Origin of the sequence: Paraburkholderia sp. IW21 (assembly GCF_041321145.1) — a bacterium.
In the GTDB taxonomy this organism is placed as follows: domain Bacteria; phylum Pseudomonadota; class Gammaproteobacteria; order Burkholderiales; family Burkholderiaceae; genus Paraburkholderia.
The window spans coordinates 73161-86227 of the sequence record NZ_JBGGWA010000003.1 but is presented as its reverse complement, the minus strand read 5'-3'; the positions used below and the strand labels follow the sequence as shown (position 1 = coordinate 86227).

Genomic DNA, 13067 nt, shown 5'->3' with positions numbered 1-13067 from the left:
AGAATTGCGGAACGCCCAATGGCCGGTAGGTTGGACCGCGCTACGCTGTGTGAGCGGGTGACGAAAATTGGGTTATTTCGCATCGCTGAACTATACTCCAACAAGTTTTTCGGGCTCATCACGGTGGGCACCATTCGAACTAGAACATGCAGCCAATCCGATCCTTTTGTCCGCGTTATGCGGAAATTTTTGCGGATCGATTGCTGGACACGTGACTGCCGTGCGGCACTCGCCACGTATCTTTGCCTGACGAAAAAGAACGCGGTTCGCAGTGGAGACACATCATGGCAGAAGCAGACAACGTCCCCTATGGGCGCAAGACTCAGCACGCGCCGGCTCTCAAGGAAGTGCACATCATCTGGATCACCGCGGGCCTCGGCTGCGACGGCGATTCAGTATCGATTACCGCGGCGACTCAGCCGAGCATCGAGGACGTCATTCTCGGTGCGATTCCCGGTTTGCCGAAGGTGCATTTGCATAACCCCGTACTGGCGTATGAAAACGGCGATGAGTTTCTCAAGCCGTTTCATCAGGCCGCGCGCGGGGAGCTTGAGAACTTCGTGCTGGTAATGGAAGGCTCGATTCCAAACGAACGTATCAATCGCGAGGGATATTGGGCCGCATTGGGCACCGACCCCGATACGCAGGAACCGATCACGATTCCGCAATGGCTTGACCGGCTCGCACCGCGCGCCCTGGCGGTAATCGGCGCGGGCACCTGCGCGACTTACGGCGGCATTCACGCAATGGAAGGTAATCCGACCGGCTGCATGGGCCTTGCCGATTATCTCGGCTGGGACTGGAAGTCGAAAGCGGGCCTGCCGATCGTCAACGTGCCTGGGTGTCCGGTGCAGCCGGACAACTTCATGGAGACGCTGCTCTATCTGCTGTATCAGCTAGCCGGCCTCGCGCCGATGATTCCGCTCGACGAAGCATTGCGGCCGAAGTGGTTGTTTACCCGCACCGTTCACGACGGCTGCGACCGCGCGGGCTCATACGAACAGGCGATCTTCGCGACCGAATACGGCAGCCCGAACTGCATCGTCAAGCTCGGCTGCTGGGGGCCGGTCGTGCAGTGCAACGTGCCCAAGCGCGGCTGGATGGCAGGCATTGGCGGCTGTCCGAACGTGGGCGGTATCTGCATCGGCTGCACGATGCCGGGCTTTCCCGACAAGTTCATGCCGTTCATGGATGAGCCGCCAGGAGCGGTGCTGTCGTCGAATCTCATCAAGAGCTATGGTCCGCTGATTCGCAGCCTGCGCAAGCTGACCAAAAACACGCTCAACGACGAGCCGAAATGGCGTCACAACCGTTCGGAACTCACCACCGGCTACCGTCGCTGATCCGGCGGCGTATTGGGCTGAATTCGACTTGTCAGCAGGGAGAAGGTCATGGCCGTTAGCACTGCACCTGAAGCGACCACAAGCACCCAGGCAGCGCCGGGCAAGCTGGTCGAAATGAATTGGGATCCGATTACGCGGATCGTCGGCAGTCTGGGGATTTACACCAAGATCGATTTTGCGAACCGCCGTGTGGCGGAGTGCTACAGCACGTCGTCGATCTTTCGCGGCTACAGCATTTTCATGAAGGGCAAGGACCCGCGCGACGCGCACTTCATCACAAGCCGCATTTGCGGGATCTGCGGCGACAATCACGCAACGTGCTCCGTCTACGCGCAGAACATGGCGTACGGCGTGAAGCCGCCGCCGATTGCCGAGTGGATCGTGAATCTGGGCGAAGCGGCCGAATACATGTTCGACCACAACATCTTCCAGGATAACCTGGTGGGTGTGGATTTCTGCGAGAAGATGGTCAAGGAGACCAATCCCGGCGTGTGGGACAAGGCGCAGAAAACGCCCGCGCCGCATGCGGACAAACATGGCTATAAGACCATCGCGGACATCATGACCGCGCTCAATCCGTTCACTGGCGAGTTCTATCGCGAGACCTTGATGGTCAGCCGCTATACGCGCGAGATGTTCTGTCTGATGGAAGGGCGCCACGTGCATCCGTCGACGTTGTATCCCGGCGGTGTCGGCACTGTGCCGACCATTCAGTTGTTCACCGATTACATCACGCGCCTGATGAAGTACGTCGAGTTCATGAAGAAAGTCGTGCCGCTGCATGACGATCTGTTCGACTTCTTCTACGAGGCGCTGCCGGGTTACGAAGAAGTAGGCCGGCGCCGCGTCCTGCTCGGTTGCTGGGGCTCCTTCCAGGACCCGAACGTGTGCGACTACAGCTACAACTCGATGACACAATGGGGCCGCGGCATGTTCGTCACCCCCGGCGTGGTGGTGGACGGCCAGCTGGTCACGACCGATCTCGTCGACATCAACCTGAACATCCGTATTCTGCTGGGCAGTTCCTATTACGACGACTGGGATCACGAAGAAACCTTCGTCAAGAACGATCCGCTCGGCAATCCGGTGGACCGCAAGCATCCGTGGAATCAGACCACGCTGCCACGTCCGCAAAAGCGCAAATTCGACGGCAACTATACGTGGGTCATGTCGCCGCGCTGGCTCGACAAGCGTACCGGCGATCATCTCGCGCTCGACACCGGCGGCGGTCCGATCGCACGCTTGTGGGCGACGGCGCTGGCCGGGCTCGTCGATATCGGCTATATCAAGGCGACCGGCCACAGCGTGAAGATCTATTTGCCGAAAACCGCGCTCAAGCCCGAAGTCGAATTCGAATGGAAGATTCCGAAGTGGAGCAATGCGCTGGAACGCAATCGCGCCCGCACGTATTTTCAGGCGTATTCAGCCGCGGCGGCGCTGCACTTCGCGGAGATGGCGCTGGGCGAACTGCACGCCGGCCGCACTCGCACCTTCAGCGATTTCAAGGTGCCGGAAGAAGGCATCGGCTGTGGTTTCCATGAAGCGGTACGCGGCGTACTCTCGCATCATCTCGTGATCCGCGGCGGCAAGATCGCCAACTATCATCCGTATCCGCCCACTCCGTGGAACGCCAATCCGCGCGATATCTACGGCACGCCTGGACCCTATGAGGACGCGGTGCAGAACACACCGATCTTCGAAGAGAACGGGCCGGACAAGTTCAAGGGTATCGACATCATGCGCGCGGTGCGCAGCTTCGATCCGTGTTTGCCGTGCGGCGTGCATATGTATGTCGGTAATGGCAAGACGATCGATACGACGCACTCGCCGACCTTCGGCGTGATGCAGGGAGCGCACAAGTGAGCGACGAAGGCGCGGTCGCCGCCCAGCAACACCGCATCGACGAACTGATTGTGGCGCTGGAAGCGCTCGACGATCCGCGCGCGCGCGAGCCTGCCAGGGAATTGCTGCAGGTGGTGCTCGATCTGCACACGAACGGACTCGCGCGCCTGATGGAGATCGTGTCGGCGGCGGGCGTGATGGACGAGGCCATGATCGAAGCGTTCGAGCGCGACGCCGGCGTGTCGGCGTTGCTGCTTTTGCACGGCTTGCATCCGCAGGATCTGCCGACCCGCGTCTCGCGTGCGGTGGAAAAGATGCGGCCATTGCTCGGCGCACAGGGCATTCAGATCGAATTGCTCGACGCCGCGGAAGAGGCCGTGCGCGTAAGGGTGGCCGGCCGCTTGCAGGGCAAACATAATTCTGTAGGCGAGTTGCAGCAGGAAATCGAACGCGCGATCTTCGAAGCGGCGCCTGAAACGATGCGCGTCGACATTGCAGGTCTGCCGGACGTCAATGTGCATGAACTGCACTTTGTGCCGCATCACACCGAGACAGCAAGCCGGACCGAGGCCGGCGCGCAATGACGCCCGCCGCCGCTACGACACGCGGCTGGGTCGCGCGGTTACGCCATTTCGTGCGCAAAGCCGACGACATGCAGTGCGAGTTGTGCGGCCTGCCGCTTTTATCCGATCATCAGCATCTGTTCGAAACCGCCAAACGGCAGCTCTTTTGCTGTTGCCGTGCGTGTGCGCTGCTGTTCGGCAGTCAGCAGAACGCGCGCTATCGACCCGTGCCGCGCGACGCGCATTATCTCGATGGCTTCCGGATGAGCGATTCGCAATGGGATGCGTTGGCGATTCCCATCGATATCGCTTTCTTCTTTCATGACAGCGCCGCGCAACGCGTCGTGGCGCTTTACCCCGGCCCGGCCGGCGGCACGCAATCGCTGCTGGCGTTGCAAGCGTGGGACGAGCTGGTTGCCGACAATCCGTTGCTCGCGCAACTACAACCCGACGTCGAAGCACTACTCGTGAATCGCAGCGAAGGTGCACGTGAATATTATCGTGTGCCGATCGATCAGTGTTACGCGTTGACCGGGGTGATCCGCGCGCGTTGGCGCGGACTTTCAGGCGGCAGGGAGGCGTGGGATTCGATTCATCGCTTCTTTGCCGCGCTGAAGACCCATGGTCGTGTACCGGAGGGCTTGCTTCATGCCTGATCTCGGGTTCACTGTCGAATCAGCGGAAGTCGTCCCGTTCGCCGCAGCGCCGCTGCTGACGTTCAGGTTGCACATCGCCAATACGCCGGCGCAGGAAGAGATTGCCAGCATCACCTTGCAATGCCAGATCCAGATAGAAGCAACGAAGCGTCGCTACGCGCCCGCCGAGCAATACGGACTCGAGGACCTGTTCGGCACGCCGCCGCGTTGGGGCGAGACGCTACGCACGCTGCTATGGACACATACCACGGCAATCGCGCCACCGTTCACCGGCGAATGCACGCTCGATTTGCCGGTACCGTGCAGCTACGATTTCAATGTGGCCGCAACCAAATATTTTCACGGCCTCGAAGAAGGCGAAATTCCACTCATGCTGCAATTCAGCGGCACGGTGTTCTATCGCGAAGCCGACGGTGCCTTGCAGGCCGCGCCGATTCCGTGGCACAAGGAAGCGCCGTACCGGCTGCCGGTTGCGCTATGGCGCGACATGATGACCCACTACTACCCGAACGGTACCTGGCTGTGTTTGCACCGGGAAGTGTTCGATCGCCTCTCGCGTTTCAAAAGCCGGCGGGGTCTCACGAGCTGGGAGCAGGCGGTGACGAGCCTGCTCGACGGCGTCGAGGAGGACATATCGTGAACGCGGTCGAGAGTGTGGTTCAGGCGGTGCTGTACGAAGGCTACATGCTGTACCCGTATAGGCCGACCTCGGTGAAGAACCGGCAACGTTGGACCTTCGGCGGCGTGTATCCGCGCGCCTATGCCGAGGCGTCCGGCAGCGATCCGTGGGTGACGCAGACCGAATGCCTGCTGCGCGGCGATGAGCGCACCCGCGTGGCGGTGCGGCCCGGTTTTCTGCAGGTAATCGAGCGGGCGGTGCTGGATGTGGCGGATGGGGCCGCCGCGCGGCCGGAGTCGGGTGAGCCGTCGTGGCGCACCGTGCCCGCGCTCGATATCGACGAACGGCGTTACACCGCGTGGCAGGAGGCGGCCGAGCGGCACATCGCCGTGCCGATTCTGATCGTGGGCGAATTGCTGAACACACCGTTGGAGATTGCGTTTTCATTTGACGCCGGCAGTGAACTCGAACCGCTTGGGGACAAGCACGGCACGCTACGTGGCGCACTGCGGCGTACGCGTGCTTCGCTGCGCGGCCATGTCGAACTGTGTGCCGTTAGCGTGGCGGCCGGAGTCTATCGTTTGAAGGTGCGCATCGTCAACGAGACGCCGCTCGACAATGCACGCAGCCTGAAGCGCGATGCGGCGTCGCTGTATGCACTGGTGTCCTGTCATACGGTGCTGACCATCGAGGGCGGCACATGGATTTCGTCGATCGACCCGCCCGACGAACTGGCGGCGGCCGCTGCTGCATGCCGCAACATCGGCGTATGGCCTGTATTGGTGGGCGATGAGCAACAGCCCGACACGATGCTCGCTTCGCCGATCATTCTCTACGATTTCCCGCAGATCGCGCCTGAAAGTACCGGCGATCTGTTCGACTCGACAGAGATCGACGAGATCCTCACCCTGCGCATTCTCACCATGACCGACGACGAAAAGCGCGAAGTGATCGCCACGGACGAGCGTGCGCGTGCGTTGCTCTCGCGCACCGAAAGCCTCGGCGCCGAGCAGATGGAGAAGCTGCACGGCACCTTGCGCCAGGTGCGGGCACTCGACGCGGCGAGCGTGGATGCATTGACACCGCTGGACGATCCCGCCATGCCGGTCTCGCCATGGGCCGAGCTCGACGCACGGCCGCATCTCGCTTGCGTGCGGGTGGCGGGCGTCGAGATTCGTATCGGCGATCAGGTGCGCTTGCGGCCACGCGGCCGGGCGGACATCTTCGATATCACGCTGAGCGGCATGGTGGCCACGGTCGAATCGATCGAACGCGATTTCGACGACCACGTCCACGTTGCCGTCACGATCGACGACGACCCCGGCAAGGATTTCGGCATGCAGCGCATGCCCGGTCATCGCTTCTTCTTCGGGCCGGACGAGATCGAGCCGCTGGGCGAAGCGTCCAGTCCGGCCGGCCCATCCAGTCGCAAAGGAGGCCACGCATGAGTGCGGTTCTGGTGGCCGGTATCGGCAACGTGTTTCTCGGCGACGACGGCTTCGGCGTCGAAGTGGTGCGCTGTCTGCGGGAGAAACTTGCCACGGGTGAGTTGCCGGCCTTGGGCGACGGCGTGAGCGTCGCGGACTTCGGCATTCGTGGCATCGATCTTTGCTATGCGCTGCTCGACGGCGTGGACAGCGCGATTCTGATCGACACGACGCAGCGCGGTGGTGCGCCCGGCACCTTGTATGTGATCGAGCCGTCTGTTGAAGATGCCGTGAGCGATGAGCCGGGCGATCCGTACGCGGTGCCGATTCTGAGGTCGCCGCACGAAATGGATCCCGCCAAGGTGCTGCAAACGGTTCGAATGTTGGGCGGCAGTTGCGACGACATCGTCGTGCTCGGTTGCGAGCCGCAGGATTTCGGTTTTGAAAACGGCGAAGAAGGACGGATGGGGTTGAGCCGCGCGGTGGCGGCGGCGGTCGAGCAGGCGGTTGAACTGACCGTGAAGCTGGTGACCGCAAGGATGGAGCGGCTGAGTTCTTGTGAGGCAGGCCGCCATGGATACGGTGTGAAATAGCTGAAGTGGGAGGCGTCATGAAAGGCTTTCTGAAGTACCTTTTATTGCCGGCGCTGGTAGTCGGCGTGCTCGCGAATATGAAGGACATCAAGCGTTATATCCGCATCCGCAACATGTAAGCGGTAGCAGCCAGGGAGTTGGCGATGAGCACGCACGCACAGTCTGCCGGGCCGTCTTCGACCCAGCGTTCGGCGGTCCCCGCACCCGTCGGCGAGGAAATCCGGGTGCGTGGACTGGTGCAAGGCGTCGGCTTCCGGCCGACCGTGTGGCGCATCGCGCACGCGTGCGGGGTGGTTGGCGACGTGCGCAACGATAGCGACGGCGTGCTGATTCATGCATGGGGCGACGCCTGGACGTTGCAGCACTTCATCGATAGCCTGAGCGCGGAGTGTCCGCCGCTCGCGCGTATCGACGCGATCGAAAGGCATCGACTGAGCGAAGCGGCGGCGGACAGCGACTTTCGGATCGTGGCGAGCGTGACCGGCCATGTGCAGACTGGCGTCACGCCTGACGCAGTGATCTGCGCGGACTGTGCCGCCGAGATTGCCGACCCGGCGAACCGCCGCTACCGTTATCCGTTCACGAACTGCACGCATTGCGGTCCGCGTCTTTCGATCATTCAGGCCATTCCCTACGATCGCGCTAACACGACCATGGCCGCGTTCGACATGTGCGACGCGTGTCGCGCCGAGTATGAGAATCCCGCCGACCGCCGCTTTCATGCGCAACCGGTGGCGTGTCCTTCATGCGGCCCGCGTGTCTGGCTGGAGGGGCGGCACGGCGCGCGGAGCGATGGCGACGATCCTTGTCGCGCGGCGAGTCTCCTGTTGCGCCATGGCGCGATCGTCGCGATCAAGGGACTAGGTGGTTTTCAGCTCGCCTGCGACGCCTGCGATGAAGTCGCGGTCGCACGTTTGCGTCAACTGAAGCGGCGCGAGCGCAAACCGTTTGCGCTGATGGCGCGCGATCAGCAAGCAGTACGCCGCTATTGCACGCCCGATCAAACAGAACTCGCACTGCTGCATGGCACAAGCGGACCCATTGTCATCATGCGTGCCGACGGCGCCGAGTGTGTCGCGCCGAGCGTTGCGCCAGGTGTGGGCACGCTCGGCTTCATGCTGCCGTCCACGCCGCTGCATTGCTTGCTGATGGAGTCGGTCGATTCAGCGCTCGTAGTGACAAGCGGCAACACCAGCGACGAGCCGCCATGCATCGACAACGCGGATGCCCGCGCGCGTCTGGGCCGGATCGCGGATGCCTTTCTGATGCACGATCGCGACATCGCGCGGCGGGTCGACGATTCGGTGACCCGCGTGGTGCAGGGTGAACCGCGCGTATTGCGGCGCGCGCGAGGCTATGCGCCGGCGCCGTTGCTATTGCCCGAGGGTTTCGCGGAAACGCCGGCTGTTCTGGCGATGGGCGGCGAGTTGAAAAACACTTTCTGTCTTGCACGCAACGCGCAGGCCATCGTTTCGCACCATCTGGGCGATCTGGAAGACGCATTGACTTACGCGGACTATCGCCGCTCGGTGGCGCAGTATCTGCGCCTGTTCGAACATGAGCCGCAGGTGGTGGCGCTCGACTTTCATCCCGAGTATCTGTCGCGCAAGATCGGCTACGAGCTTGCGCGGACATGGCAAATTCCCGTGGTCGAGGTGCAGCATCATCACGCGCATCTGGCCGCGTGCATGGCCGAAAACGGCGTCGCGTTCGATGCGCTGCCGATGCTGGGTATCGCACTCGATGGTCTTGGTTATGGCGACGACGGCACGCTATGGGGTGGAGAATTCATGCTGGCGGATTATCGTGGCTTTACTCGTCTCGGCATGCTCAAGCCGGTTGCGATGCCCGGCGGCACGCGCGCCATCGACGAACCGTGGCGCAACGCTTATGCGCATCTGCTGGCGGCATTCGATTGGAATGGCTTTACGCGTCGATACGCCGGACTCGACGTGCAGCAGTTCCTGAGCAGCCGCCCGCGTGCCGCGCTCGATACGATGATTGCGCAAGGCGTCAATAGCCCGCTGGCAAGCTCGGCGGGCCGCCTGTTCGACGCCGTGGCCGCCACGCTCGGCGTGTGCCGGGAACGTGTGCTTTACGAAGGGCAGGCCGCCATCGAACTGGAGGCGCTGGTCGATCTGCAGGCGCTGCGGAACGACAGCGACGCTCACAGGTATCCATTCGAAATCACCCGCACCGTGCCGGACGGTTTGCACTGCATCGAGCCGCGGCCAATGTGGGAAGCCTTGCTCGACGACCTGCAGCGCGGCACCTCCGTGCCGGTGATCGCGGCGCGGTTTCACAAGGGGCTGGCGATCGCGATCGTGCGAATGGTCGAATGTCTCGCCGACCTGCTGACGGGGTCGGTTGACGCGCGCAGTGTCGCGCTGTCCGGCGGTGTTTTCCAGAATCGCATCCTGTTCGACCAGGTGGCCGGCCGGCTCGGTGCGGCGGGTTTTCGCGTGCTGACGCACCGGCAGGTGCCGGCCAACGATGGTGGCGTGTCGCTCGGGCAGGCGGTCGTGGCGGCGGCGCAGCAATGCGATGGCGCCTGAACGCGGTGCGCAAGCAGCGGTGCGGAAGTAGCGGTGTAAAAGCGGGTTAAGGGGAGAACACCATGTGTTTAGGCATCCCAGGGCAGATCGTCGAAGTAACCGACGCAGCGAACGACCTCGCGCTCGTCAACGTGGGTGGCGTGCGGCGCGTGATCAACATCGCCTTCGTGATCGACGAAGGACGGCCGGCGAGTGCGTGCATCGGCCAATGGGTACTGGTGCACGTGGGCTTCGCGATGAGCCGGCTCGATGAGAGGGAAGCGGCGCGCACGCTCGCGTTATTGCATGAACTGGGCGTGGCGCAGGGCGAGATGGACGACATGGACGAACAGCGCGCCATGAACGCGCGAGCGCAAACCAACGGAGACCGGCATGCCCGAACATGAATCGCTGCAGGCGTTGTATCCGTTCCTGCATGGCGCTCGTCAGGACCCCGACAAGCTCGACGCGGCACTGCTCGAATCGGTGCATCTGAAAGCACAGGACAGCGCCGACACGAAGCGGCGCTTCTTCGACGAAAGCGGCCCGGCGGTGGTGCGGATCGCCCATGCGCTAGCCGACATGTACCGCCGCGACGGCCGGCTCTTCGCCATGGGCAACGGCGGGTCGAGCTGCGATGCGGCGCATATTGCCGTCGAGTTTCTGCATCCGGTGACCACCGGCCGGCCGGCGCTGACCGCGATCAATCTGGTGGCCGACATGGCCATGCTGACGGCGGTCGGCAACGATGTCGGCTTCAGCCACATTTTCGTGCGGCAGCTGGTGGCGCAGGCACGGCGTGGTGATGCGCTGATCGGCGTGTCGACCAGCGGCAATTCGGAAAACCTGCTGGCCGCCTTCGCGAAGGCGAAAGAGCTGGGCCTGCTGACCATCGGGCTGTCGGGCCACGACGGTGGACGCATGGCGACGAGCGCCGCTGTCGATCATTGCCTGGTGGTGGGGAGCGACAGCATTCATCGCGTGCAGGAGACCCACGTCGCGATCTATCACATCCTGTGGGACCTCGTGCATACGCTGCTCGCCGACGACCGCGGCGGCCTCGCCGGGTCGGCTGGCCTGGCAGGCTCGGCAGACGGAGGCGCGCCATGAAATACGTCGATGAATTTCGCGACCCGCACAAGGCAAAGGCGCTGGAGAAGGAAATCCGCGCGCTGGTGTCGCGCATCGAACGGGCCAAACAACGGCCGCTGCAAATCATGGAAGTGTGTGGTGGCCATACCCATACGATTTTCCGCTACGGCATCCAGCAGTTATTGCCCGATGCGGTGGAGTTCGTGCACGGCCCAGGTTGTCCGGTGTGCGTCCTGCCGATGGGCCGCGTCGACGATTGCGTCGCGTTGGCCGAGCGGCCGGAAGTGATCTTCACGACTTTTGGCGATGCGATGCGTGTGCCGGGTTCGAAGAAGAGCCTGCTGAAAGCGAAAGCCGACGGCGCCGACGTGCGGATGGTCTATTCGCCGCTCGACGCGCTGAAGATCGCGCAACTCAATCCGGATCGGGAAGTGATCTTCTTCGGTCTCGGCTTCGAGACGACCATGCCGAGCACCGCGATGACGGTCCTGCAGGCGCATGCGCAAAAGGTCCACAATTTCTCGCTGTTCTGCAATCACATTACGATCATCCCGACCATCAAGGCGATTCTCGATTCGCCAGATTTGCACCTCGACGGCTTTCTCGGCCCGGGGCACGTCAGCATGGTGATCGGCACCCGGCCTTATGAGTTTATTGCGCGGCATTATCGCAAGCCGATCACGGTGGCGGGATTCGAGCCGCTCGATATATTGCAGTCGATGTGGATGGTGTTGCGGCAGATCGAAGAGCGCCGCTGCGAAGTGGAGAACCAGTACGGCCGGATCGTGACGAAGGACGGCAATGCGCAGGCTTTGTCGGCGGTGGCGCGCGTGTTCGAGATGCGCGAGTTTTTCGAATGGCGCGGCCTTGGCTCGATCGATCATTCCGGCGTCAGGATGCGTGAGGCGTTTGCCGGCTTCGATGCGGAGCGCAAGTTCGACGTCCCGAACCTGAAGATCGCCGACCCCAAGGCGTGCCAATGCGGTGAAGTGCTCAAGGGCGTGATCAAGCCGCATCAATGCAAGGTGTTCGGCACTGCCTGCACGCCGGAGTCGCCGCTTGGTTCGCTGATGGTGTCGAGCGAAGGCGCGTGCGCTGCTTACTACAACTATGGGCGTATCGATACGTCGCGGATCGATGCGCGGCGCGTCGCGCGGCAAACGGTGCGTACGGAGGAGAGGGGCGCGCCGGGTTGCCTCGGTGCGAGTGGTGTTGATGTCGCGATTGCGCCTGCTGCTGCCGCCCCCGACACCGCCGACGCGGTCGCCACGTCTCTCACGCGCGGTGCGCTATGAACGACCGCGCGTCCGATCCTTTGCAGCCCACCACGCCACGGCGCGTCGCTCGCGTGCGCGACGTCTCCGTCAATCTGGCGCACGGCAGCGGCGGTCGCGCGATGCACGATCTGATCGAAGACGTTTTCGTTTCGGCCTTCGACAATCCCACGCTGGCCGGACTCGAAGATCAGGCCGTATTCGCGCTCGCCGATCTTGCCACGCGCGGGGACCGTCTCGCCTTTACGACCGATAGCTACGTGGTCGATCCGCTGTTCTTTCCGGGCGGCGACATCGGCACGCTGGCCGTATCGGGAACGGTCAACGATCTGGCTGTGTGCGGGGCGACGCCGTTGTATCTGTCGTGCGCGGTGGTGATCGAAGAGGGGCTTGCCGTCGATATCTTGCGGCGCGTCGCCGCGAGCATGCAGCGGGTTGCGCTCGAAGCCGGCGTCGCGATCGTGACGGGCGACACAAAAGTGGTTGAACGCGGCTGCGCGGACAAGCTGTTCGTCAACACCGCCGGCATCGGCATAGTGCGCCGCGACGTGTCGATTTCGGCGCGCAACGCGCGTCCGGGCGACGTGGTGATCGTCAACGGTTATCTCGGCGATCACGGCGCGGCGATTCTCGTCGCGCGCCGGCAACTCGCACTGGAAGCCGATGTAGAAAGCGATTGTTGTCCGCTCAATGGCCTGATTGCCGCGATGCTCGACGTGTGCCCGCGGATTCACTGCCTACGCGATGCGACGCGCGGTGGCGTCGCGACCGTACTGAACGAGTTCGCGCAGAGTTCAAACGTGACGATACGGCTGCGTGAAGCGGACCTGCCGTTGCGCGAGCAGGTGAAGGGCGCCTGCGAGATCCTCGGACTCGATCCACTGTATCTGGCCAACGAAGGCAAGCTGGTGGCCGTCGTGCCCGCCGACGCGGCCGAACGGGTACTCGCGGCCATGCGCGCGCATCCGGCGGGACGCGAGGCGGCGGCGATCGGCACAGTGGAGACGGGCGACGCGGACACAGGCGGTCTCGTCGTCATGCAGACGGCGTTTGGCGGCCAACGCATCGTCGACATGCTGGTAGGCGAACAATTGCCGCGCATCTGCTGACCGTTGGAGGCTCTC

13 protein-coding genes are annotated in these 13067 nt (G+C 62.9%); all 13 read left to right on the top strand.

Features of this window, described 5'->3' with window-relative positions:
• The first annotated feature begins 284 nt into the window (after window positions 1-284).
• The 13 genes from ACAX43_RS07670 (at window position 285) to hypE (ending at window position 13052) form a co-directional block, all read left to right on the top strand.
• Window positions 285-1343, top strand: a complete 1059-nt coding sequence (locus tag ACAX43_RS07670; protein WP_370707817.1) for a hypothetical protein — start codon at window positions 285-287, stop codon at window positions 1341-1343.
• Between the two features lie 48 nt (window positions 1344-1391).
• The gene (locus ACAX43_RS07665) at window positions 1392-3206 is read left to right on the top strand and encodes a nickel-dependent hydrogenase large subunit (protein ID WP_370707816.1); all 1815 of its coding nucleotides are present in this window, start codon (window positions 1392-1394) and stop codon (window positions 3204-3206) included.
• Window positions 3203-3769, top strand: a complete 567-nt coding sequence (locus ACAX43_RS07660; RefSeq protein ID WP_370707815.1) for a NifU family protein — start codon at window positions 3203-3205, stop codon at window positions 3767-3769. Before ACAX43_RS07665 ends, ACAX43_RS07660 begins: the two co-directional genes overlap by 4 nt.
• On the top strand, window positions 3766-4404 hold the full coding sequence (locus tag ACAX43_RS07655) for a DUF5947 family protein (protein WP_370707814.1): 639 nt from the start codon (window positions 3766-3768) through the stop codon (window positions 4402-4404). The genes ACAX43_RS07660 and ACAX43_RS07655 overlap by 4 nt, the downstream gene beginning before the upstream one ends.
• Complete coding sequence (locus tag ACAX43_RS07650) at window positions 4397-5044, top strand: DUF6084 family protein (RefSeq protein WP_370707813.1); 648 nt, start codon at window positions 4397-4399, stop codon at window positions 5042-5044. Before ACAX43_RS07655 ends, ACAX43_RS07650 begins: the two co-directional genes overlap by 8 nt.
• Window positions 5041-6471 carry a hypothetical protein gene (locus tag ACAX43_RS07645; protein WP_370707812.1) on the top strand — a complete coding sequence of 477 codons (1431 nt, stop codon included), beginning with the start codon at window positions 5041-5043 and terminating at the stop codon, window positions 6469-6471. The genes ACAX43_RS07650 and ACAX43_RS07645 overlap by 4 nt, the downstream gene beginning before the upstream one ends.
• Window positions 6468-7043, top strand: a complete 576-nt coding sequence (locus ACAX43_RS07640; protein WP_370707811.1) for a hydrogenase maturation protease — start codon at window positions 6468-6470, stop codon at window positions 7041-7043. Before ACAX43_RS07645 ends, ACAX43_RS07640 begins: the two co-directional genes overlap by 4 nt.
• A gap of 17 nt (window positions 7044-7060) precedes the next feature.
• A complete protein-coding gene (locus ACAX43_RS07635; RefSeq protein ID WP_370707810.1) occupies window positions 7061-7162 on the top strand; it encodes a hypothetical protein in 102 nt (33 codons plus the stop codon).
• 24 nt (window positions 7163-7186) lie between these two features.
• Window positions 7187-9598, top strand: coding sequence for a carbamoyltransferase HypF (gene hypF / locus ACAX43_RS07630; RefSeq protein ID WP_370707809.1), 2412 nt, complete (start codon window positions 7187-7189; stop codon window positions 9596-9598).
• A gap of 62 nt (window positions 9599-9660) precedes the next feature.
• Window positions 9661-9984, top strand: a complete 324-nt coding sequence (locus tag ACAX43_RS07625) for a HypC/HybG/HupF family hydrogenase formation chaperone (RefSeq protein WP_370707808.1) — start codon at window positions 9661-9663, stop codon at window positions 9982-9984.
• Complete coding sequence (locus tag ACAX43_RS07620; protein WP_370707807.1) at window positions 9971-10687, top strand: SIS domain-containing protein; 717 nt, start codon at window positions 9971-9973, stop codon at window positions 10685-10687. The genes ACAX43_RS07625 and ACAX43_RS07620 overlap by 14 nt, the downstream gene beginning before the upstream one ends.
• On the top strand, window positions 10684-11964 hold the full coding sequence (gene hypD, locus ACAX43_RS07615) for a hydrogenase formation protein HypD (protein ID WP_370707806.1): 1281 nt from the start codon (window positions 10684-10686) through the stop codon (window positions 11962-11964). The genes ACAX43_RS07620 and hypD overlap by 4 nt, the downstream gene beginning before the upstream one ends.
• Window positions 11961-13052: a hydrogenase expression/formation protein HypE gene (gene hypE, locus ACAX43_RS07610; RefSeq protein ID WP_370707805.1), complete on the top strand. Its 1092-nt coding sequence runs from the start codon at window positions 11961-11963 to the stop codon at window positions 13050-13052. Before hypD ends, hypE begins: the two co-directional genes overlap by 4 nt.
• The last annotated feature ends 15 nt before the right edge of the window (window positions 13053-13067 follow it).

What these genes read in the sequence shown, in the direction of transcription:
- ACAX43_RS07640 (WP_370707811.1), top strand. Translation starts at nt 6,468, where the DNA reads ATGAGTGCGGTTCTGGTGGCCGGTATCGGCAACGTGTTTCTCGGCGAC.
- ACAX43_RS07650 (WP_370707813.1), top strand. Translation starts at nt 4,397, where the DNA reads ATGCCTGATCTCGGGTTCACTGTCGAATCAGCGGAAGTCGTCCCGTTC.
- ACAX43_RS07670 (WP_370707817.1), top strand. Translation starts at nt 285, where the DNA reads ATGGCAGAAGCAGACAACGTCCCCTATGGGCGCAAGACTCAGCACGCG.
- hypE (WP_370707805.1), top strand. Translation starts at nt 11,961, where the DNA reads ATGAACGACCGCGCGTCCGATCCTTTGCAGCCCACCACGCCACGGCGC.
- ACAX43_RS07635 (WP_370707810.1), top strand. Translation starts at nt 7,061, where the DNA reads ATGAAAGGCTTTCTGAAGTACCTTTTATTGCCGGCGCTGGTAGTCGGC.
- ACAX43_RS07625 (WP_370707808.1), top strand. Translation starts at nt 9,661, where the DNA reads ATGTGTTTAGGCATCCCAGGGCAGATCGTCGAAGTAACCGACGCAGCG.
- hypD (WP_370707806.1), top strand. Translation starts at nt 10,684, where the DNA reads ATGAAATACGTCGATGAATTTCGCGACCCGCACAAGGCAAAGGCGCTG.
- ACAX43_RS07665 (WP_370707816.1), top strand. Translation starts at nt 1,392, where the DNA reads ATGGCCGTTAGCACTGCACCTGAAGCGACCACAAGCACCCAGGCAGCG.
- ACAX43_RS07620 (WP_370707807.1), top strand. Translation starts at nt 9,971, where the DNA reads ATGCCCGAACATGAATCGCTGCAGGCGTTGTATCCGTTCCTGCATGGC.
- ACAX43_RS07655 (WP_370707814.1), top strand. Translation starts at nt 3,766, where the DNA reads ATGACGCCCGCCGCCGCTACGACACGCGGCTGGGTCGCGCGGTTACGC.
- hypF (WP_370707809.1), top strand. Translation starts at nt 7,187, where the DNA reads ATGAGCACGCACGCACAGTCTGCCGGGCCGTCTTCGACCCAGCGTTCG.